The following is a 23,706-nucleotide window of genomic DNA, read 5'->3' as shown; positions in this document are numbered from 1 at the left end:
GAACATTCATTTCACCACCTCCGTTGCATTCACCTGGCTTAACTGCGGTGGGACACCGCACAACTCGTGGACTAGAAGGTCATTGGCATAGAATGCAGTGTCTCCCATAAGACTAAGCGTATAGACCTTCATTTTCTGATTGAGTCGTTCATTGCTCACAATCTGGGCCCGCACACCTTGCGAGTTGAAAAGGTAATCGCCCGCACGCACGCTCTGTGCCGCGGTCCAACCCTTGCCGTCCACCCACAACAAGTGCTCTTCTGTCGCAAGCAAATCGGCTCTGGCATGACCATTGTTCGATTCAAATTTGATTCGATGCAGCCTGTCAGAGTCCAGTGTAAAGACTCCGCTCACCATGGCTGTGTTCTCTGTGCGAACACCAGTCCGCACGATGTCGTTGGTCTTCACCTCCGCGATCGGTTTTTGGGTGCCATCGGACATTAACACCAGCGTGTCCGGAGAGAAGCAACCATTGCCGGTGGGCTGGAAGTTCTGCACGGATTGCTGTGGGCTAGCACCACCGCTGCCACCGGACGATATACCAGTTGAATTGCANAGGAGCGATCCAATCACACAACCCACATAAGATGCCAGCGCCGCAGGAGCCCCCGTCACGATGTCAGCGATGCCTTCCGCGAAGTTAACAACTGACATTGTTATCGCAACTGACCCGGCAAGCGCCACCAAAGTGTTGTCCTTCTGGCAACGACCTTCTGCATTGGCAATGGCATTCAAGCCGTCGATGAAAGCTCCGAGATCTCCAATAAACCCGCCAAAATCAGGCAGACACCCTGCCAGCACATCTCCCGCCCCTTGCTGCGTTGGTGCGTTGGTGCCGGCAAAGGTAACCACAAACGGGATATCCACACTTTGCTGCGGCAATAAATACGGCATGTAAGTGATGAGCGGCGTAAAGGTCGCCTGGTTGTCCTGCGAGCCTTTGATGGTCACGTTCTCCATTTGGATGAGACCCTGATTTTGCGCCGTGACGGTGAAGCTGGCTTCGAATCCCGGTGTGACATTATCGAAATGCCTGTAGTTTGGCGTCAGCACCAGAACCGGCAATGGCACGTGCGTTTCGAACGTCTGCTCAATCTGTATTTGATACCGGTCGGTATAAGGCACCGGCACGACAGTGAAGTTCACCGTGACGAGACTCTTATTCAATCGCGCATGCTGATAAACCGTTTGACCCGGAACCACGTCTACCGTGCCGACTGCGGGTGAATAGCCCGGCGCGCTCACCTGCCAACTCCAACTGCCTTCCTGCAGGTTGGTAATGGTGAAGAAACCATTGGTGTCAGAATAAACCGGGGGCAGATCAATTTGCAGCAGAGTATTCCGCAAACGAATCGCTGCATTCGGCACCTGCTCACCCAAAATGTCATCGACTTCGAATTGAACACCGCCTTTTTGGCCGGTCGTAACCAGCGCATAGGTATTGATCAGGAAGTCTGTCTGTGAGTTGGTGCCATGAATGCGGATGGTGTCGGAATAGTAATCCTGCACCGTGTTCGTGGGCGGTGCGAAGACCACGAGGAAACTGTTCGATTGACCCACGCCGAGGTCGGGCAGATGGATCAGGCCGTCGGCGGAAATCGGCAGGTTTACATACATCCAGTTCACGTTGGTGGGCGGGACGACGGTGATGCCCTGCAGGTCTCGCAATCCCTTGTTGGCAATCGTGACCTGGCGACTGATCTGGTCGCCGCGATTCAAACTGACATCAACATAACCCAACGCTGGAGAAACAACGGAGAGCACGGGAATCGCCGGCAACAAGGTGACATTGCCCACAAAGTTCGCGAAAGCGCCCTCAGCCGAAGTGAAGTTGAACACCACCTGCACGTTATCCGGCGCATCGATGGCCGCCTTCAGTTGCAAATTGATGCTTTGCTTTTGATTCGGTCCCAATACGAAATCTGAAGCGATGAAGTTGGTCCCTGTAACTTTTGTCACTGGTATCTGGTTGGTGCCGGACATCTGGTAAGCAGTCACGCTGTAGTTAAATCCAGTCAGAGGAATGTTCCCCGGATTGACCATCTGGATGGAGAAGTTCAACACATCGTTTTTCGACATGCGGATATCGCCCAGGGCCGGAGTGAGATAGAGCCGGTAAACATTTACCTGCACCTGGTTCAACTGATCCACCACCTGCGGATGCGCCGCCCAAATGGTCAGGCTACCGCCAAAGCCAGGTGTGTTGGTATAAGTATATTGATAATTCCCGTTGGCGTCCGTGGTGATCTGCCGGTACCACTTGAACCCGCGCGAGCCAAAGCCCAACTGCAGCGCGGCGTTCGGCACCGGCAAACCAGTCTGACGATCCAAAGACTGACCGCTGATAAAGATCAGATCATCGTTGGAATAGTTGGTCTTGTCAGTGTGGGAGGTTCCATAATAAGCCGTTTGCGCCAGGCTGGAAACCATGCTGCCGCTCAACGGTCCGGAGGTGAGTTCGAACGGAGTGTTGATCTGGCTGTAAATGTTGCTCACCACACAAACGAAGGTTGTGTTGGTCGTTCCGGCCAGGGCATCAGGAACCAGCACGTTGGGCAGGGTAAAATTCAATGTCGCACCGGCTTTGATATGAACGTAGGCACGCCCGTCGTTCAGGAAGGTGGTTCCGGCCGGAGTGCCGCTGAACGGAGTGCGGCTGACTTCCTGGCCCAAACCGTTCTGCACTGACATATAAATATCTCCGGGCTGACCGCCGTTGCCGCGGGAGACAATCACATCCATATCGACATAGCCACGGTTGGCCAGTTGAATCTGGAACGAAGATAAACCGCCGGCCAAAGGCAACTGGTTGATGGAGACGCTGACTGCCTTATCTGGCTGATGAATATCGTTGAGCGCAAATATTTGCTGGTAAATGACGCTGCTGCCACCGCTGTCTGTGTGTTGGAAGGCCCGCACACGCAAGGTTTGAGCTGCTGCCACCGGCGATTCCACAAAGATGACGGATTGCTCCACACTGGCTCCGGCATCAAGATTGGTAGTGACGGCACGCGTGAGTGTCGCCGGATCAAGCCCCGTGATGGTGCGATACAATTCCAGTTGCGTCAGTTGCAGATTGTTCGTGCTGGTCTGGTTCGTAACTCCCACCTGGAACTGGTCAAAATAGCCGGTGAGCAATGAATTGTTGGTGCCGGTGCCTCCTGAATTAACCAGCAACCCCAATCCCACCTGATAAACATTTACCAGTCGCTGAGGACTCTCTTGAGCGGCGTTGTTAACTGCCGTGACCGCATACTGAATGACTCCGGATGGAGGCAGATTATCGGTGAAGGTGCTTCCCGGGATTGGCGAGGCATTCTGCTTGATGCCATTACGATAAACATTGTAACCAACCGCAGTGCCATCGTTGCCGACCCAGTTAAGGACTGTGGCCTGACCAGCAGTCACCAACACGGAGAGGTTCACTACCGGGCTAACGAGTAGTTGGATCAAAGCCGGAGCACTAGCGTTCTCATTTCCGACTTTGTCAGCGGCGGCAATGACGTAGGAGTTCGTTCCGCGCGGAGGATAATCAACTATCGGTGTGGTATCGGGTGCGGTCCTCAGGAATGTGCCGTTGCGATAGATACTGTAATGATCCGGAGTTTCGCCACCGGCAGGTTCCTGCCAGGAAACCTGGACGCCGCTTACCGCCAAAGCCACGGCGACATTGGTTGGGGCTGCCGGCGCAATGCTGTCGGCAATGGCCACGACCACATTCGAGATACCGCTCTCAGACCCGCGACGGCTCGCAGTCACACCGTAATGATAGAAACCGTCGACACCCGGCAGATCAACAATGTTATTGCTGGTGATGGCGTCCGTTACCAAATTGGTGGGAGCCACCAGATTGGTGTCAGCATCGCGATAAAGACGATAAATCTCCGCATTGGAAACGGCATTCCAGGTCAAACGCACGTAGCCTCCCTGCAAACTGGTGGCAGCAAGGTTAATAGGCGCTGCCGGTGGCGTTGGCAGGGCATTCGTATAAAGTTCCAGTTTGCCACCGCTCAAAATATTAGTTCCCACATTGCTGACCGCATCCTGGGCAGAAAAGGAAAATTGAGCGAATCCGGCTCCCATGGAAGTGGTCAACGAGAGATTGCCGCTCCAATTGCTGCCCGATCCCGACAGCGGAATGGATACGCCACTGCCAACCGGCGGTGTGAAGTTCAAGGTCGGTGTCGTTCCTGCCTTGACCAACTCGGTAAGTTGCAAAATAACTCCCAGGCTGGTGCCGTTGGTTACCTGAACCGGGGCTACGGGCAAGGTGGCAATGATTGCCACCGGTGCCGTGGTATCGATGACTAATTGCGCGCCATTCGGGCTGCCACTGAAAACATTGCCGGCCAGGTCCTGAGCCGTGACCTGCACTGCCGCTAATCCTGACGGAGATGCAGCGGTGACATTGAACGAGCTCTCATAAGTATTCAGAGCCGTATTGGTCAAATTCAGCAGGATGGGTGACGGAGCACCGTTCGGCTTGATGGTGACCGCTGGTGCCACCGACAGAGCTTCACTTGAAGTAATGACGACGTGAACCGGGCCAAGGCCAACGGGTGAAGGCCTGTCGTAGGCAATGCCAATGGTCGGCGGGATGGCATCGTAAGTCGTAGAAACGAGCGGCGAGAGCGGGCTGGAATTTCCGGCATCATCATACCCAACCACACCGAAATAGTAGGTTCCATTGGCGATTCCTTGCACCGTGTAATTCAAGGAGTTTAGCAACACCGATTGACCAGTCGCCTGATTGGTGGAGGTGAAGGAACTGCTGCGCCAAAACACCTTGAACTTGGTGGCATGTTCACCGGTGGTCGGGAAATGCCAGGTCAGAGCCAGGCCTGAGGCAGGATTGTAAACCGGCGCGTCCAGGGTCACCGCCACGGGCGGTCCGCTGTCCACCGTAATATGACGCACAGCTGAGGGTGTGACGCCCGTGTTATCGGAGGCCACCGCCACCAAAGTGTTTGCACCTTCGACCAGCAAAGCATTCGTAATGGTAAAGCCGCCACTTGAATTCGCTATGGTGGTGCCGACGATTTGACCGTTGCGCGTCAATTGAATGTTGATGCCCGGTTCGGCTGTGCCACTCACAGTATAAACATTGGTGGCGATCAGAATATCGCTGCTCGGAACAGTGATGATCGGCGTATTGGGCGACGTCACTGCAATCAGTACATTATTTTCCAACGTGGCAATGTTTGCGCTGGTGTCGCGCGCCAGCAATTTCACGCGGTGAACGGCGTTGCTGAACTGGCTGATATCAAAATATTGCGAGAACGTGCCGCCGACATTAGTGCCCTGCAGCACACCATCCACATAAAACTCCATGTTCGCCATGCCCAAAACTGCCGTGGCTGATCCCGTCACCGTAACTGGCCGGCTCAAAATCTGCCCTTCATTCAAGCTGAACGACTGAATCACCGGTCCGCCGGTAATGTAATTCACCGTCAGGGAAACAGGTGTATTGGTCTGGCCGGTGATACTGCGGAATTGCGCGTAGATATGCTTCACTCCTCCGCCACCGGAGAGCGGCAAGGCGGTGTAATTCGTGAAAGGTGTGAAGAACACACCGGCAAAGGTGGAATCCTCACTGAGGCGCATCGCATCCGCGGTCCGGCAGGCGAGTTTCAAATTCACGGCCTGACCGCCAACCTGGCTTAATCCATTGGAGGTTCCAAGTGCCGGTGTCAATAGCGGCTCAAAGGTGAGAAACGGATTATAAGTGACATTTCCAACCAGGGAATTGGTTACATCCAGTTCCGCTGCCGAACCCCACCAGTTTTGCGCTGCGGCAAGAACCGTGCTGCCAGCGTTGAAGATGTTGGTTCCATTATTCTTGATGACAGAATTCTGGAGGTTCAGGAAGGAGGTATCGTTAAGCTTGATGCCGAGGTCATTGGCGACAAGCAGTGCATTGCTGGTGGTCAACGTCGCGCCATTCTGCAAGCCCAGTCCGTATGGAGAATTGTAAGTAGCCGTAACCGCATCAATGGTCGGGGCACAACTGCTGACCGTGACACCCTTCGCATATTTCACGAACACATTCCTCAGGCTCGACGCACCCGCGCCATTGCCCAGCGTCACCCCGTTCCAATCCGCAGGAGCCGGAGTATTGCCCTGCGTATCGTTGGCGGACGTGAAAGTAATCGGGTCGAGAGCGGTGCCATTCGCAACCAGGGCGCCTTGTTGCACCGTCAAGCTGCTGCCAGGTGCAAAGAGCAACGTGGTGCCAGGCTGGATGGTGAGTGTGGCATTGCTTGCCACCAGGATGCTTTGATTAATCGCCACCACTGCCTGCCCTGCCCCGCCAATCGTGGTATTGATGCCGATGGTGCCGCCATAAGGATCAGACCATTTGGCGGTGGTGACATTTGGATTGAAGCCATTGGCTTGGTTATAACCAACAACGGCCAGATAATAGGTTTTGGTGCGATCCAAACCGTCCACCTGGAAGGAACGGACGCCAGTGCCCAGCGTGGCTCGCGAGGCCAGTCCAACCACCGAGGTGAAGTTGGTTTGTTCGTAATAAACGCGGAAGCCGGCAAAGCCGAGGAGACCCGAAGCATTGTATGCATTCCAGTTCAGTTGCGCGGAGGATGCCCCAACCGCTGAAGACTGCACGGCCACGGCTGGCGGAATGGTGCTGGCCAGCGTCATTGGCAACGGTGTCACGGAAGCACTGCTATTTCCGGCCACGTCGAGCGCCTGCACCGCGACATAATACGGCGTATCCAGTGCCAGGTTTCCAAATTGGAAGCTGCGGCCGGCTGAGCCAACACCTGTCAGAATCGGCAATCCGGCAACGGAGGAAAAGTTCGTCGTCTGGATATAAATGCGGAAGCCACTGAGATCAGCCGGGGCTACGTAATTGGACCAGCTCACCATGATCGAAGTGCTGTTGGAGGAGGCGATGGCCAGCAAAGGATTCGCTGGCGCAGTTACATCCACCAGAACATTTGCAACGTTGGTCAGGGCGAGAGCATTACCGAATAAATCCGTCGCACCGGAGGCAAAGAAGCGATTGGTGCCATCCATGCCGGTCGAAAACGTGATCGGCGGGGCGAAGAAGGTATCGTTCGAAACCGTGGTGGTCGCCCAATATCCACCAACCGGGACACTGGCTTGAACCGCCGCAGCAGTATTCGTGACGACCAGAGACGGGGCGAAGTTCGTATTCATCGTCCGGTCAAACTGCAAGCTGAGCTGGAAGTTGGTGGTAGCCGGCACGACATTGCCAAAATTGAAATTCACGTTCGTGACGAGCGGAAGAATATTCTTGGCATCATAGACCGCGATGTATTGCAGGTTCGTCGGGTCGAGCGTTGAAAAGAGCTTGCTGAAGCTGGCATTGGTGTTCGCCACCGTGTTGCTCAAGGTATATTGGTGGAACGTATAAACGAATGGCGAATTGGTGATGGAAATCGGCGCACTAAAGTTTGCCGCCTGCCCGTTGGTATAAACACCCGCACCCGCCACCGCAGCCAAACCGGCGGGTGAGGTAACGGTGGTTACCACGTGGGAGACATTGGCTTCGTTGTAATGCGCGACAAAAGTGTGATTGCTGTAAACCACCGTGGACAGGCTGAGATTTGTTCCCACCACATTGGTTCCCTCCGTCCAATTGGCGAAGTAGTAACCGAAGTTCGGGTAAGCGGTCAGCACATTGGTTGTGCCATAGAAATACGAGCCCGCGCCAGTAATTGAACCTGCGTTCGACGGCGAGTTCGTGGCTGCTATTGCATACTGCGGAAGAGTGAAGTTGGCCACCAATTGACGATTCCGAATCGCCGGGAAAGTGTAAGTTGAATTGGCGCTCTGGAACACACCGTTCTCCGTCCAGTTTGCAAACAGGTAAGGCAACGTATTGGTGATGGGAGTTGCTGTTAAGCTTACATTCGCCCCGGAAACAAAGGTGCCACCGCCAATAGCGCTGCCTGCGCCCGGAGGATTTACGGAAGTGGTGATCGAATAAGTCGTCCCCTGCCCTACAAGCGGGGTCGTGACGAAATTCACGACTGCATTCGAATTGTTCAGACCAATGGTTTGATTCAACACATCGTTGTATCCCAGCGCCTGCAGTCCATTCACGCCCACCTGCCAGGTGCCGTTCGGCACCGCCACAACATAATGACCGTTCGTATCCGTCACGGCTGACAACACATTGCCAAAGCCGGGCGGAACTACCTGGACGTTGTCCACAAAGGCATCGTTGGCATCGTAACCGGACAAATCCATGAACGTCAGGGTGGTGAGATTCGAACTGGCCACGAAACTGACTTCCTCGCGCGTCCAGCCCAGGTTACTCGTGCTGGTTTCTCCGAAGGTATAGGCATTGGTGCCCACGCTCACTCCGAGCGCATTCAACCCGTGAGTGCTATAGGTGCCATGATAAAAGATGAGGAGATAAGTCTTGCCGGGAACGGTGGAAAAGGTCTGGGCGATTCCGCCATTGCCCGTGTTGCCGGATGGATCCAAATATTGTGCGCCGTCGGCTGGAGCTCCCAGATAACCATTAACCAGAGCAATGTTTGCATTCACCGGCCCCATCACTCGCCAACCGGGAATGTTGGTGGCGCCGGAATTATACAGCACATAACCGTTGCCGTTATTCGATGGCAGTTCGAAGCTTCCGTTTTGAATGAGGTTCGTGGTCGTGAGCGGGTCAATTACCGCATAAACATTGGCCCCGGCGATCGGATGACCAAGGTTATCAGTTACTGATCCACTGATCTGGAGATTATAATTTGCTGGCGGAGGAATAATGGTGAGGACAACTCCGCCCGCACCGTATTCTGCCTTCCATCCCTGCCCATTAGCGAGGGCTGGGAGGTCAAGGTTGGCAAAGGTCCCGTTATGCGATGCGTAATTCACCAAGGCAACCGTGTCACCAGTAACCGGTGTGTAACCATTCGCAAATTTCAGGCGCAGAGTGCCATCGAGATTTACATTTCCGGAAATATTCACGTGACCGGCAACGTTCGGGCTGCTCATGCCGAAATACATGGAGGCACCGGTTTGCGTGTAACCGGCGTTGAAATTAATCGTGCCACTCTGAACATCAAGAATTCCGGAGTTGCTGAAAGGAACATTCTTGAAGGCGGTTCCCCCAAAGGTGGTCTGCTTACGGAAGGTGCCGGTGTTCACAAAGCTGAGATTGCCGCTGCCACCGTAATCGTTGTTCATCTCATAATCATTTTGGACGAGCCACAAACCATTGTTGGTGATGCTGCTGCTGGCGTTGCCGCGAATACGACCGCTCTGCCACAGCACGGTGCCGTTATTAGCCAGCCAGGCGCCAGGCATGTCCTTGTCACTGCCTCCGCTGATCGTGATTAAGCCATTGGAGATCACCGTCAACGATCCGCTGAGCTTTCCGTCGATCCAGTTGAAGGTGCCGGCCACGCTGTTGGAGCCGATCAGTGTGGATCCAACAATCGTCAAATTCGTAATCGCACCACCGTTTTGGAAGGCAGCGCCCGGGCTGACATTTCCACCGACCAGCAGAAGGTTGGGACTGCAATCATACGCCAGGTTGAGAGTCCCGCCACTGAAGCGGGTGACGCCATTGGTGGCAATGATTGGTGTGACCGTGGAAAAGAAATTTCCGGAGGCAAAGTCGATCAATGAGCCCTTGACCGTATTGTAGTTGCCGCCGATGATACCGCCGCCACTGAAATTGATTGTGCCCGTCTGTGCATCGACCAATCCATTGTTATTGAGCGCCATACCGTTGAAGGTGGTCGTTCCTCCGCTGGCAAGCTTACGAAAGGTTCCATTATTAACAAATTGCGCCTGTCCGCCATAAGCACTGTTCAAATCGCTATCGCACTGCGCGAGCCAAAGATTTTGGTTATTGATCAGCGTGGTGCCATTTCCCCTGACCTGGTTGCCATTCCAGAGCACCGTGCCGAAATTGGTCAGGGTTGCGCCCGGCATGTCATGCAAGCCATTGCCGCCCAAAACCAGTGTGGCATTGGTTGCCACGGTAAGGGCACCAACGAGATTTCCCTTATTCCAGGTAAAGGAGCCCGTCACGACATTGGTCCCGGTCAGGGTCGATCCGGAAAGGATGAGATTGGTGATGCTGCCGCCATTTTGGAATGAGGGACTCACCACGATATTGCCACCCGTCAGTTGCAGGGCGGGAGCGATATCCCGAGTCATGGTCAAAGTGCCGCCGGTGAGTTGAAAGGCACCCGACCCGGTGAAGTTTGGCTGGGAATTTAGTGTGAAGCCGCCCGTTTCGAACAAGATTGCGGCACCGGCGACTGAATTGTATGTACCACCGATGGTGCCACCGCTCTGGAAACTGATGGTGCCACTTTGGGCATCCACTGTGCCGTTGTTTACGAAGGCAGTACCGTAAAAATAACTGGTACCGCCACTGGCCAATTTACGGAAAGTTCCATTGTTAACAAAAGTAACGGTGCCGCCGTAGGCCGCGTTGATTTGGTCATCCGATTGAGCCAGCCACAAACTATTGTTGGTGATGAAGGTGCTTGAATTGCCACGGAATTGATCGCCGGTCCAAATGACAGTTCCCGAATTAACCAGGCTGGAGTTGGGAAGATCATGAACATTGCCAGGCAGCACGTTCAAGGTGCCCCCATTCGCGATATTCAGAGAACCATTGATGCTCCCGCTGAACCAATTGAATGTTCCAGTGACAAGATTGCTGCCCGACAGCGACGCGCCGGAAAGAGTGAGGTTCGTGATGGCGCCGTTGTTCTGGAAGGAAGGTCCGAGAATGATGGTGCCGGCCTTCAACAGCAGATTGGGCACTCGATCATAAAGCAACGTCAAACTGGAATTGTTATTGAACTGGGAAATACCAGAGCCCGTAATGACCGGAGTGGCTCCCACTACGAAACTACCGCTCCCAAAATTGATTACGGCGCCTGCTGCCGTGTTCAAAGCTCCGCCGATCGTGCCGCCCCCATTGAAATTGAACGTGCCTGCCTGGATATCCACTGTGCCGATGTTATTGAGGACAACGCTGCTGAAGTAAGCGTTTCCGGTGGTGCCAGCCTTCCGCAGTGTTCCAATATTGTAGAAAGTGTAGGAGCCACCATAAGCACTATTGAAATCAAGGTCTCCCTGGTAAGTCCAGAGCCCGAAGTTGGTCAAGGTCGTGCTGCTGCCACGCAAACTTCCATCAGCGAACGCAACCGAGCCATAATTGACAATCTTCGCCCCGGGGAAATCGTGATTAACATTTCCGGTTATGTTCCAGATCGCGTTGCTGCCAATCGCCAGCGAACCGGTGAACACCCCGCCGCTCCAGTTGAAACTGTTCGTGACCGTCAACACCCCGTTACCCTGCAGGGTTCCAGTGGTGAGCGTGAGATTATTCACACTGACATTTGCTCCCACGTTCACCGTGCTGTTATTCGTGATAATCACGTTATCCAATACGCCGGGCACACCGGTCGGGCTCCAGTTACCTGCGGTAAACCAGTCGCTGGAGATGGTTCCCTTCCAGACAAAGTTGGTGGTCTGAAGCGGGTTCGAGGAATAAACCGTGAGGTTAACCGGCGTTGACGTACCGAGGGCTCCAAGTGCGTCCGTGGCCCGGGCAGTGATTGTATAGAGGCCAGGCTGAACACTATTCCAGGTAAAATTATATGGATTCGACAAGGTTTCCCCCAGCTTGTTCGTGCCCTGGAAATATTCCACCTTCGCAATCGCTGCATTCGTGTCCGTCACCGAAGTATTAATATTGATGCTTAGCGGACCGGTGAATGCGGCATTATTTGTGGGACTGGTGATGGCGATGACCGGACCGGCAGAATTGGTCACGCTGAGAGTGGTCGCACTCGCGCCATAGGCGAGTTGCCAGAACAAACCATTGGTTGGAAGACTCACATTCGTGAAGGTCCCATTGCGGGAGGCATAAGTTGCAATGGCCAGTGAAGTTCCGGTCGGAGGAATGTAACCATTGTTCAAATTAACATTGAGAGTTTTCGCCAGCGGAGCAGTGCCGGTGAACCCGAGATGCCCATAATTTCCAGGGCCGTTGACCCCAAAATTCCACGTGCCATTACTCTGGGTGAAAGTGTTGTTGAAGCTGATCAAACCGCTCTGAACATCCATAGTATTGGAATTAGAAAATAAAATGCCAATGGTGGTGGTGCCAGTCGCGACTGATTTGCGAACCAATCCGGAGTTGATAAAAAATTCGCCGCCATAATAACTGCCAAAAGATTGGTCACTTTGGATGTCCAATATGCCACTGGGAAGATTGTTCAAGCCAACATTGTTGTAGAACTGAATGCCACCGGTTCCGCCCCAGACAATGGTGCCCGCGTTGGTAGAGTTGGCCGAAATGGATTTACCCGCACTTCCCGTAATATTAATCGTTGAGTTGGAAAGCGCTGTGAATCCGGCTCCAAACCCGCCACCGCTCCAGTTTACTGTTGCGTTGGGCGCGATGGTCATCGGCCCGGTCACGCTGCCATTCACATTCAAAATGCCGGTAACATAATTTGACCCGTTCAAGGTCAGACCGTTGAGCGTAAGATTGGTGATCACGCCACCTTGGAAAGTGGGGCTGAGTGCGATCGTGCCGCCCTGAAGTTGCAGGTTCGAGATGATATCATTGTTGAAGGTGATGGTGCCGCCGGTAAAGCGATAAGCGCCAGCGCCATTGAAATTCAATGTGGGACCATAGGTGAAAGTGCCGGATGTCAGATTGAGCATGGCACCGGCGGCTGCAGTAAAGGTTCCCGTCAGGTTGCCGCCTCCATTGAGATTAAGGATTGCTCCGCTGGCGACCAGGAATGTTCCACTCACACTGCCCGAGTTATTATAGGTGAGAGTGCCAGTCTGGATATCAACAGTACCAGTATTGTTCAGGATTGGGTTGATGGTGGTGGTGCCTGTGGTTATCCGTTTGCGCAGGAGGCCGGCATTGTTGAAATATTCGCCGCCATAATAGTTAGCCATGTTCTGATCGCTCTGAATATCAAAAATGGCTCCCGGAAGATTCACGAAACCGGCATTATTATAAAACTGGAAGCCACCCGTCCCGGCCCAAATGACTGTTCCAGCATTGGTGGCGGTGGATGATATGTATTTGGTTGCACTGCCACCCATGTTCACGTTGGCATTCGTCCCGATGAATAATCCCCCGGCAAAGCCACCGTTGGTCCAGTTCAATGTTGAGTTGGGTGCCAGCGTCAGGAAACCATTCACGGCACTATTACCATTCAGATTAAATACACCTGAAACATAATTGGAGCCGGCAAGACTCGGCCCATTCAAGGAGAAGTTGCTGATCGAACCGCCTTGGAAGGCGGGGCTCAAGGAGAGAGTGCCGCCCAGCAGTTGCAAATTCGGAATCGTATCAGCCAGGAGTGTGAGGCTGCCGCCGGTGATGGCATTATAGCCCGCTCCATTGAACAGAACATTCGTGGTGTTGATGAAATTTCCGCCTGACAAATTGAAGCTGCCACCGGCGGCAGCGGTGTAAGTTCCACTTAAGGTACCGCCACCGGAAAAATTAATTACCGTATTGGTGGCGGCGAGATAGCTGCCGCCCAAGGTGGCACTCGTATTAAAGGTGAAGGCTCCAGATTCGAGATCGACTGTGCCGGCATTGTTTACCATCACTCCCATGGTGGTGGTCCCGCCAGCTACTGTTTTTCTAATCAGTCCGGCATTATTAAGGTACTCACCGCCATAATAATTACCCAGCGTTTGATCATTTTGAATGTCGAATACGGCTCCGGCAAGGTTGCTCATCCCAACGTTGTTGATGAACTGGAAGTTCCCAGCCCCGGTCCACAGAATATTTCCGGCGTTTACAACCGAGGCATTTAATGACTTTGTGGCCGAGCCACTAATGTTCAGGGAAGCATTCGTGGCAATGTACAACTGGCCATTGATCGTGCCGGAAAGCCAGTTGAGCGTTCCCGTCACCGTGTTGCTGCCGTTTAAACTGATGCCATTCACGGTGAGATTGGTAATAACGCCATTCTGGAACGAAGGTGCCAAGATGACATTCCCGCCGGTGAGTTGCAGGTTTGGGATGACATCGTTCAACAAAGTCAGCGTTCCACCTGTGAATGTGGCACTCCCCGCCCCGCTGAAGGACAACGAAGGCATCTGGGTAAACGTGCCATTGCTAAAGTTGATGAGCGCTCCATAACCGGCATTAAAGGAACCGCTGAGCACACCGCCGTTTGAGAAATTTAATCCGGTGCCATTGGCGGCGAGGAATGATCCGCCGAAATTTCCATTCCGGAAGCTAAGTGAACCACTAAGCACACTCACCGTGCCAGTATTGGTGAAGAAGAGGTTAAAAATGGTGGTTCCGGTGCCGAGGGATTTCCGCACCAGACCAGCGTTGCTGAAAGACTCAGTGCTGTAGTAGTTGTTCAGCGCTTGATTGTTCCTGATATCAAAAAGACCACCCACCAGGTTATATATCGCTCCACCTGAACCGCTATTATTTACCAACTGCACATCCCCCGCGCCGGTCCATATAACCGTTCCCGCATTTGTCAATGAGGCATACAGGGTTTTAGTCACGCCGCCACCAATGTTCATCGTTGAATTCGTGGCTACGGTCAGAACGCCATTGATCGAGCCGCCATTCCAATTAAAAATGCCGGAGACCAGATTGGTGCCAACCAGTGCGGGACCGTTCAGCGTAAAATTAGTAATGGATCCGCCCTGGAACGTGGGTGAAAGACCGACCGTACCGCCGATTAGCTGAAGACCAGGGATAACATCGTTGATGAGCGTGATGCTTCCGCCGGTCATCTGATTGCTCCCTGCACCGTTGAAAACAACTGTAGGGACATAAGTAAATGCCCCGCCACTCAAGTTGATGTTTCCACCTGCAGCGGCAGTAAAAGTGCCTGAAAGATTACCGCCATTTGCAAAATTAATGGAAGTGCCACTGTTTGCCTGAAAGTTTCCACCAAAGTTGCCGTTGTGGAGCGAAATCGTGCCGGACAGCGCACTCACCGTGCCGGTATCATCCATGGTGACGTAGATGGTGGTCGTGCCATTTCCGGAAGATTTGCGGAACAGGCCGGCGTTGTTAAAATACTCACCGCCATAATAGTTTCGCAGGCCCTGGTCGGATTGCGCATCAATGATACCAGAGGCCAAATTGTAGATGGCGCCGGGTCCGCCGCTGTTAATCAATTGGAAATCCCCAGTACCAGCCCAGTTGATTGTGCCGGCATTGGTCAAAACGGCACTGAGAGTCTTGGAACTTGAGCCCGAAAGATTGAGCACACCAGTCGTTGAAATGGTGAGCGAGCCCGAAACAGAACCGCTGAGCCAATTTAAAGTACCAGTAACTGTATTGGTACCGGAGAGCGTAGCACCATTCAGGGTCAGGTTGGTGATGGAGCCATTTTCGAAGTTTGGGCCCAGGGCAATCGTTCCGCCCGTGAGTTGAAGATTGGGGATGGGAGCATTGGTGAGCGTGATATTGCCACCGTCAAAGCTGCTGCTTCCAGCTCCGTTGAAGCTGAGGGAGGGGCCATAAAAAAAGTTGCCGCCGGTCATATTAAGGCTGGCGGTGGATGCAACCGTATAGTTCCCATTCAGGTACCCGCCACCGGAAAAGTTAACCGTGGTGGGCGCCGCCGCCTGGAGGGTGCCTCCAAAGGAACCACCGCCAGACAGGGTCAGCGTACCGGTCAGGACGTCAATAAGTCCATTATTAATGAAGGTAGCAGAGACGGTGGTCGTGCCGGTGGCCGGGGATTTGCGAAACGTTGCGTTGTTGTAAAATGTGGAGGACCCGCCGTATGCACTATTGAGTTGATCGTTCGATTGGGCCAGCCAGAGATTGTTATTGGTGTAAACGGTCACCCCATTGCCACGAACAGAACCGCCACTCCAGTTTAAGGTGCCGTTGTTCACGAAGGTCGAATCCGGCAGGTCTTTGACATTTACACCGCTCATATTGAGGACCGAGTTGGTGGCGACAATCAGCATTCCTCCAAAACGACCATTGGTCCAATTACAAACGGCTCCGGAGGCAATCGTCAGAGCGCCATTGATGGTGCCGTTCCAGTTCAAGATGCCAGTGACGGTGTTAGTGGTATTAAGAGTGGCGCCTAGAAGAGTCAGGTTGGTGATTGAACCGCTTTGAAATGTCGGACTCAGCGTAATGGTTCCACCCGCGAGTTGGAGGTTGGGAATCACGTCATTGCCAAGGGCAAGACTGCCGCCAGTGATTCGGCAAATGCCGGGGCCATTGAAGCTGAGGGAGGGAGTATAGGTGAAAGTTCCCGAAGTGAGCGCAATTATTCCACCTGCGGCCGCGGTATTGGTGCCTTGGAGAGAGCCGCCCCCGTTAAAATTAATCGTAGCCCCATTCGCTGCGCTGTAAGAACCGTCGAAGACTCCGCCAGCATTAAAATTCAGCGTACCGGTTTGAACATCGACAATTCCGGCACCATTGAAAAGCATGCCGGAAAAATAACTAATGCCCGTGGTGGTTGATTTGCGGAAGGTCCCGGTATTGTAAAAGTTGGGTGTGCCAGCGTAGGCATTGTTGATTTGATCGTCCACCTGCGCGATCCAAAGACCGGCATTGGTAATGGTGGTACTGCCATTACCGCGCACCTGACCGCCTGTCCAAACCACCGTGCCATAATTGACCAGCGTGGCATTTGGCAAATCGCGAACGCCACTGCCGCTCAGATTAAGAGTCGCATTTGCGGAGATGGTGAGATTTCCCCCCAGGGTTCCTCCAGTCCAATTGAAAGAATTTGAAACAACGAGGCTGCCAGCACCGTTCAGCGCGCCACCACTGAGAGTAACGGTTCCGACATTGGCGGCACTGCCAACATTCACCGTGCCGCTATTGATGACAGCGGTATCGGCAGGTCCAGGAATGGCTTTGGGATTCCAGTTATTGGTGTTGAACCAATCGGTTGAAGTTGATCCGGTCCAGGTGAAGCTGGCTGCTTGCAGCATGCCGTTGCAGAGAGAACAAATCACCAACGACAAAATATATCGTTTTAAAAAATGCATGTATTAAAAGGACCTTGACTGATATTGAGCGACCTTCGTTGTTCGAGAAGACACACGCACGAGGCATACGCGAATTCTTGGTATAATAACTCGGCTCAAGAGGTGTCAATTAAAAAACTTAATTGCGCGCTTCCCGACCGTAATTTTGAGCTAACAGTTAATCCGATTCAAAGCGGGTCGGCTAAAGTACAGCTAATAGCATGTATCCAATTCGCGAACGTATTGAAAGTGCCTGCAAACCATCGCTGAGACTTTTCACAATCGCAGATTCCTGTGCGTAAACCAACTTCGTGATTTAAAAACTACCAGAAATGCGCAGCAAGTTACTATGGGCCGAAAGGAGTAGTGCGCACTGAATCCCCACCAAACTACGGAAGGGCTGCCTGCACGCGGTAGAAAGCTGAATTGGTGCCGGAGTAAGTATCGAGCCAGGCGATGGAACTTGCATTGGTTTGAAAGGAATTCGTAAGTTGAATCCAGTTCACGGGGGAAAGGCTGGTGGTTTTCCACAAGGAGTAAACAAGTCCGGATTTATAGTCCGCGGATACCATGATTTGGTTGTTGGCCGGTTGAACACTTAGAATCCTGGGCAGTGAAGAGGCCGCGGCGGTTGCCGCCGCTCCAAAGTCAACACGTCCCCAACCGTAAAATTGGTCCCAACCAGTTTCGCCTTTATCAACTGCGGTCGTCTTAAGAACATCAATAATTTCATTAGGGCTCAGGGTGGGATTGATGCTCATGAGGACACCGACGATTCCAGAGAAGAGTGGAGTGGCGTAACTTGTCCCGGTGGCAGTAACATAACCACTGTTGGTAGTGGTGGAGAAAATGTTAACGCCGGGTGCGGCGAAATCGATGTGATTGCCAAATTTCGATCCGGTTACATTATCTGCCGCGTCGGTCATTGAGATGCAGTAGATGTCCGGCTGATTGGTGTAGTTTAGAAAACCAAAACCATTCACCCCGGGCATGGCGAGAATGCCTCGTGCGTGCGTTTTCAAATAGAAGGCACCGGCTTCGACGGTATCACTGTCGGCGCCACTCCAGCTTATATTGACCACGCGAACATTGTGGTCGGCTGCCCAGATGGTGGCATTATACATTTCACTGGCAGCGCCATTGATGTTAATCGGGAGGATTGTGCAGTTCCCTGCTCCGGCGATACCCAAATGGTTTCCGATCACCGCAGCAGCCATCCCGGCAGAAATGGTGGAATGATCGCTGCCAGCACTCGAGGTTACGGGGACATTGTTGACTACGTCCCAACCAGCCACTGTGTTTGGAGCGAGATCCGGATGATTCATTTGAAAGGGAGTATCCACAATGGCAATGCGCACGAAAGGTTGGCCCAAGCTTTTCTCCCAGGCAAAAGAACTGCCAATGATTTGATGATGCCATTGATTTGATAGCGCTGGATCGTTGGGAGTGAATTGCCGCTGTTGAAACACGTCCAACTCCGCGAACTGGACATCGGTTCTTTGGCGAACTATTTGAACTGCATCCCATTCTCTCATTGGTTCCACATGCAGAGCGGCCACGTGATTGAGATCGCGAAATTTTACCAGAATCATCTCCGGATTAAACCTGATGGTTTCTCCATTGGACGCCTTCAAAATTCCAAAATCCCCCTTTTGAAAATTTATATGCGCCAGCGTATTCGCCTCGGGAAGCGGGACGGCTTGCCCGGGCAACTGCGGTGAAGTGAGCTGTGCAAACGGAATCGCCGATGGAATCCGCCGTCCTGGAATCGGGAGGGACGCAGGTCTCTGCCGGTTGGCTGGCGTGGTATAGTCAAGTTGCGTGAACGAATGTTTAGCACTCTCCTTCTGCAAAGGATGATTTGGAACCAACCCGATTGTGGACAAGCTCGACGGATGGGTGCCATGACTTGCAATGTTATCGCGCGAAGTTTCGTGGTGGTTCATTTCAAACCAGAAGGCTGTGCCAAAGCACAAGAACAGAATCAGGTTTGAAAGCAGACGCCACTTCACCCTGGCATTTATAGAACCCCTCTTCAAATCCTCAACCTTTAAAGTTTACAAGGTTTTGCTGATATCTTGACAACCGTGTACGACTCTCCGATAAATCAGGTGTGCTTGCACGTGCTGCTCATCTCATGTTGATCCTCGCTCTTTTAGGCGCGACGGGTTCGCATTGGATTGTAATGCAGTCGGTGGCGTGGGCCACGATGCTGGCGGGCAATGCGAAGGTGGAGTCCTTCCATGTCGCCCTGGAAAAGACTTTTGATGGCAAGCATCCCTGCAGTCTGTGCAAACAAATTGCCAAAGGAAAGCAGTCGGAACGTAAAGCCGAATTTCAAACTGAAATCAAGAAGCTGGAGTTTTTTGATAACACGGTCAGCTTTGTTATTTATTCCCCTCAAGCATTCAGCCTTCTTCCTGAACGTGCAGAAGCATCTTTGTTGCGAGCCAACGCCCCTCCTGTCCCCCCGCCTCGAAGTCTCCTTGGTTAAAAGTTCGACAGTTAGTTCGTCTGTTGCAGTGTGTGCAGCAGGCAAAATGTGTCTGTTTGTAATCTGAAAGAGCCTTGGGCTTTTTCATAACCTTGGAGTAGTAATGAAATTATTTGGTTTGTCCGTGATATTGACTGGGGCGCTTGTGTCGCCGGTTGTGGCTTGTGATTTGTGCGCGGTTTATTCGGCTAATGAAGCCAGGGCCGAGGAAGGCAAAGGATTTTTCGGCGGCGTGGCCGAGCAGTTCACCCACTTTGGCACCACGCAACTGGATGGCAGGGAAGTCCCGAATCCTACAGGACAATACCTGAACAGTTCGATTTCACAATTGTTTGCCGGATATAATGTGAACGATCGTTTAGGTTTCCAGTTGAATGTCCCCATCATCTACCGCTCATTTAAACGTCCGGTAGGATTCGATGTTCAATATGGGACTGTGTCAGGGCTGGGCGACATTTCGTTGTTGGGAAACCTCGTCCCTTATCGCCACGTGGGGGATGATTTTTCATTTATTTGGTCAGTGGACGGCGGGTTGAAGCTTCCCAGTGGCAGCCCTTCACGAATCAAAGAAGAGTTTGTTGAAGTGGAAATTCCTGGCGCTCCTCCCAGTGGGATTCATGGACACGATCTGACCCTGGGTACAGGGTCGATCGATGGCATTGTGGGAACGAGCTTCTCAACGCGCTGGAAGCGTTTATTTCTCACGGCGAGCACCCAGTACGCGGTTCGAAGTGAAGGAAGCTACGAGTATAAGTTCGCCAATGACTTGACCTGGTGGGGCGGACCGGGCGTGACGGTGCTTCTGAATCCCAAATACACTTTAGCCGTGCAGGCCGTGGTTTCCGGTGAAACGAAGGGGTTGGATACTTTTCAGGGACAGTCAGCCGATGACACCGGGGTGACTTCGGTTTATCTGGGACCGCAAATCAACTTCACCTGGAGTGACAAACTCAGCGCCCAGGCGGGAGTTGATGTGCCGATGAGCATCCAGAATACCTCGTTTCAAACGGTGCCGAATTATCGGGTCCGTGCTGGATTGACGTTGCGATTCTAAACATCAAGCAAAGCATCCCCTGCTCCATTGGTGGGCATTGAAAATTTGGGGTGCAGTGATTGGTGTGGCTGGGAACTGTGTTTGGATGAACTTCTACAGTTCGAGGCCGAGACTCCATCAATCGTGCACCCCATCGATTCAAAACATCTGGTTATTCCCCCAACTTCCTGTCGGGGACGAGATAATTTTTTACGTAGTCTGCGACAGAGTCGGAGAGTTGCACGAACCTTTCCTTGAAACCTGCCGAGCGAAGTTTGGTGATGTCGGCCTGGGTGAAGTATTGATATTTGCCGCGAAGCACGTCCGGCATTTCGATGAACTCAATTTTGGGTTCGCATTCGAGTGCCTTGAAGACGGCGGTGGCGAGCTCGATCCAGGTGTGGGCTTCGCCGGAGCCGAGGTTAAACAATCCATTCGCTGCCGGCGTGGTGGCGAGGTGAAGAGTCATTTTCACCGCATCCTTGATATAGAGGAAGTCGCGCTTTTGTTCGCCATCACGATAGTCGGGGCGGTAGCTTTTGAAGAGCTGAATTTTGCCAGTTTGCAGAACCTGGGCGCAAGCCTTGTTGACGAGGCTGCGCATATCGCCCTTATGATTTTCGTTGGGACCGAAGACGTTAAAATATTTGAGCCCGACGATCTGGTTTAAGAAACCGTGCTTTTTGGCATAAAGATCGAACAGGTGTTTCGAATAACCGTACATGTTCAGCGGGCGGAATTTTTCGATGTCAGGCTCCAGGTCGCTCATGCCAGCACTGCCATCACCATAGGTTGCGGCGGAGGAGGCGTAGACGAAACGAGCTTTGTGGGCCAGCGACCAGGCGGCGAGTTCCTTGGTGTATTCGAAATTGTTGCGGATGAGATAAGTCGCATTGCGCTCCGTGGTGGCGGAACAAGCGCCGAGATGGAGGACGAGGTCGAAATTTCCGAGAGTGTTCGCGTTGAGGCGAGGCAGCAAGTCATCGGCTTCAAGATAATCGGCAAAACGGAGCGGTGTGAGGTTCCGCCACTTTTCAGTTTCGCCGAGGAAATCGGTGACCACGAGTTGCTCGCAGCCGCGACGATTGAGTTCCCAAATCAAGGCACTCCCAATGAAACCGGCGCCGCCGGTGACAAGGATTCGTTGGTCAGTAAGATTTTTCATTGCCATTTACAATGAAGAGAGGATTGCCACGAAAAGGCACAAAAGGACACAAAAAAAACGCGAATGGAAGAAGCGCGGTCCGGCGAGGCCACCAGACCTGCGGTCCGATAGAAAACTTATTCTTCGAAATCGGTCTGGGGATCTTCGATGAGTTTTTCCCGTATCCAGGCGTTGCGGAAGCGGACGTCATGGCCTTCGCACTGGAGCTTGAGACCGCCGGGCACGTCCGTGATTCCCTTCCCGCCGTCGTTGCCGCCATCGATGCCGGAGTTGGGACCGCCCCAGACCTGGTTGATGGGTTGGTTGGTATGGACCTTAACACCATTGAAATAGATGGTGACCAGGGCGGGTTCAACGCGTTTACCATTCTTGAAGCGGGCGGCTCGGAAATTGATATCGTAGGCATTCCATTTGCCGGGACCTTTATAGACTTCGTAGGGAGCCGCATGTTCGTTGATGATGGCACCCATGCCGTGAGTGGTTTTATCGCCGTCAAAAATTTGGATTTCGTAGCGGTTCTGCAGGTAAACGCCGCTGTTGCCGCCGGGTTTCATAACGTTGAATTCGATGTGCAGGCGGAAGTCGCGATAGGCATTGGTGGTAACGATATCGGCAGCGCCATATTTGCCACCAGCGGCGGCGGGGTCATCGGTCATTAGGACGGTGCCTTTGTCCACAGGATCATGGACGATTTTCCATTTGATGGGCATGGAGGAAGCAAAGCGAGGGCCTTGCCAATAAATCCATTTTTGATCGAGCGTTCTGCGGGTGCCATCGATGAGGATTTCAGCGCCGTGTATCGGTTGGGCGCCGATGCCGACCGAGGCATGGGCGGCGGAGACCAACGATAAGGCGGCGACGGAAAGTATTAGATAACGTTGCAGAGTGTTCATTGCATTATTTGATGGAACCAGGGGAATTATTAACCATAAAGAGATGAGGAGGCGAAGGAAATTATCTGGTTGAATTTGGCCTGTGGTTCCTTGGTTAGATTTGGGTGTCCTCGTGCGATTGCAGTCGGGAGGACGAAATTATGAAAGGTGATGAACACGGGTCGCAGAAGGTACTCGGAGCAGTTGAAGGTTTGGGCGCATTTTCCCTCATCCCGGCCTTCTCCCATTGCAACGGGAGAAGGTGAACCGTCAGCCATGACTTGCTTTATTGGGCTCTGTCGCGCGATTGCTGTCGTGGGTTGGATTCGGAAAGGAAAGATTTCCGTTCAAAGTCTTTTGTTTCCAGCTTTACTTTGCGGTAGGAGAGTTTCATCCTCCGAAAGATGGACAAGGTTGAGACGGATTATTTAGTGCCACAAAAAAGTCGGTAAGTAACTTTAATGCGGATCGATCGCTGGATGTGAATAAAATAAACTTAGCTTTTATAATAAGTGTGACCTTCCTTGCACTATGCCTGGGATGTTCAAACCACAGCGATTTATCAGGCCGCATCAAGTGGAAAATAGAACGCCCTTTGCTATCGCTTATCAATCCGCATGTAAGCGACGTACAGGTTTTGATCGTCGACGGCAAGCGTTTTGAAAGAGTGCGTGGTGGGGAAAGATTCTATTTCAAGTTGCCCCAAATAAATTCAATTACATTCATTACTGATGAAAAGGATTACTCCGTGACGTACCACATCTACAATTTGGTTACAAAGGAAGATATTGGAATTCGTGACCGAGATTCCATGTTTGGACATACTATTGGGTACCCGGATTCAAGTGACTCGGTCGAAGCAGTTCAAAATGGCCAATTAGTTCTCTGCTACCGCAGCCCAGATGGCAGTAACAAAACTGTCATGTATTTGAATCTCGATAAAAAGGAGTTTTCAGGCTCAACTACATATTATTACGATCAAACGGGAAAAGTGGCCGATAGGCGTGATTATAAGCCTTCATCTCGATAAATTGAGCTCTAAAATGCGCCCGCTGTCGTCGGTAAAATTACAAAAGAGGATGGACAAGTAGCGCAGGTCTCCGAAGCAGTTGAAGGTTTGACCCCATTTTCCCTTATCCTGGCATTCTCCCATTGC

Annotated in this window: 7 protein-coding genes; 3 read left to right on the top strand and 4 right to left on the bottom strand. The window is 52.5% G+C overall.

Features of this window, described 5'->3' with window-relative positions; genetic code table 11:
* Nucleotides 1-6: 6 nt before the first annotated feature.
* Both CFLAV_RS00450 and CFLAV_RS00445 read right to left on the bottom strand, forming a co-directional pair.
* A complete protein-coding gene (locus CFLAV_RS00450; RefSeq protein WP_007412597.1) occupies nt 7-17,007 on the bottom strand; it encodes a choice-of-anchor C family protein in 17,001 nt (5,666 codons plus the stop codon).
* 368 nt (nt 17,008-17,375) lie between these two features.
* On the bottom strand, nt 17,376-18,932 hold the full coding sequence (locus tag CFLAV_RS00445) for a S8 family serine peptidase (protein ID WP_007412596.1): 1,557 nt from the start codon (nt 18,930-18,932) through the stop codon (nt 17,376-17,378).
* Nucleotides 18,933-19,123: 191 nt separating this feature from the next.
* On the opposite strand from CFLAV_RS00445, the gene CFLAV_RS00440 reads away from it, so the two are divergent.
* The gene (locus tag CFLAV_RS00440) at nt 19,124-19,480 is read left to right on the top strand and encodes a hypothetical protein (protein WP_007412595.1); all 357 of its coding nucleotides are present in this window, start codon (nt 19,124-19,126) and stop codon (nt 19,478-19,480) included.
* Between the two features lie 103 nt (nt 19,481-19,583).
* On the top strand, nt 19,584-20,534 hold the full coding sequence (locus tag CFLAV_RS00435) for a hypothetical protein (protein ID WP_007412594.1): 951 nt from the start codon (nt 19,584-19,586) through the stop codon (nt 20,532-20,534).
* A gap of 151 nt (nt 20,535-20,685) precedes the next feature.
* Here the strand turns inward: CFLAV_RS00435 and rfaD are convergent, their stop codons facing one another.
* Nucleotides 20,686-21,678, bottom strand: coding sequence for an ADP-glyceromanno-heptose 6-epimerase (gene rfaD / locus CFLAV_RS00430; RefSeq protein ID WP_007412593.1), 993 nt, complete (start codon nt 21,676-21,678; stop codon nt 20,686-20,688).
* A gap of 116 nt (nt 21,679-21,794) precedes the next feature.
* A complete protein-coding gene (locus tag CFLAV_RS00425) occupies nt 21,795-22,571 on the bottom strand; it encodes a 3-keto-disaccharide hydrolase (protein WP_007412592.1) in 777 nt (258 codons plus the stop codon).
* A 493-nt stretch (nt 22,572-23,064) separates the two neighbouring features.
* Here CFLAV_RS00425 and CFLAV_RS00415 point away from each other — a divergent pair, with 493 nt between their 5' ends.
* Nucleotides 23,065-23,580 carry a hypothetical protein gene (locus CFLAV_RS00415; RefSeq protein WP_150107190.1) on the top strand — a complete coding sequence of 172 codons (516 nt, stop codon included), beginning with the start codon at nt 23,065-23,067 and terminating at the stop codon, nt 23,578-23,580.
* Nucleotides 23,581-23,706 lie beyond the last annotated feature (126 nt).

Source organism: Pedosphaera parvula Ellin514 (assembly GCF_000172555.1).
Lineage (GTDB): Bacteria > Verrucomicrobiota > Verrucomicrobiia > Limisphaerales > Pedosphaeraceae > Pedosphaera.
Note: the sequence above shows the minus strand (reverse complement) of the source record. Positions and strands in the feature narration are given on the sequence as shown.

What these genes read in the sequence shown, in the direction of transcription:
- CFLAV_RS00440 (WP_007412595.1), top strand. Translation starts at nt 19,124, where the DNA reads ATGTTGATCCTCGCTCTTTTAGGCGCGACGGGTTCGCATTGGATTGTA.
- rfaD (WP_007412593.1), bottom strand. Translation starts at nt 21,678, where the DNA reads ATGAAAAATCTTACTGACCAACGAATCCTTGTCACCGGCGGCGCCGGT.
- CFLAV_RS00445 (WP_007412596.1), bottom strand. Translation starts at nt 18,932, where the DNA reads ATGAACCACCACGAAACTTCGCGCGATAACATTGCAAGTCATGGCACC.
- CFLAV_RS00425 (WP_007412592.1), bottom strand. Translation starts at nt 22,571, where the DNA reads ATGAACACTCTGCAACGTTATCTAATACTTTCCGTCGCCGCCTTATCG.
- CFLAV_RS00435 (WP_007412594.1), top strand. Translation starts at nt 19,584, where the DNA reads ATGAAATTATTTGGTTTGTCCGTGATATTGACTGGGGCGCTTGTGTCG.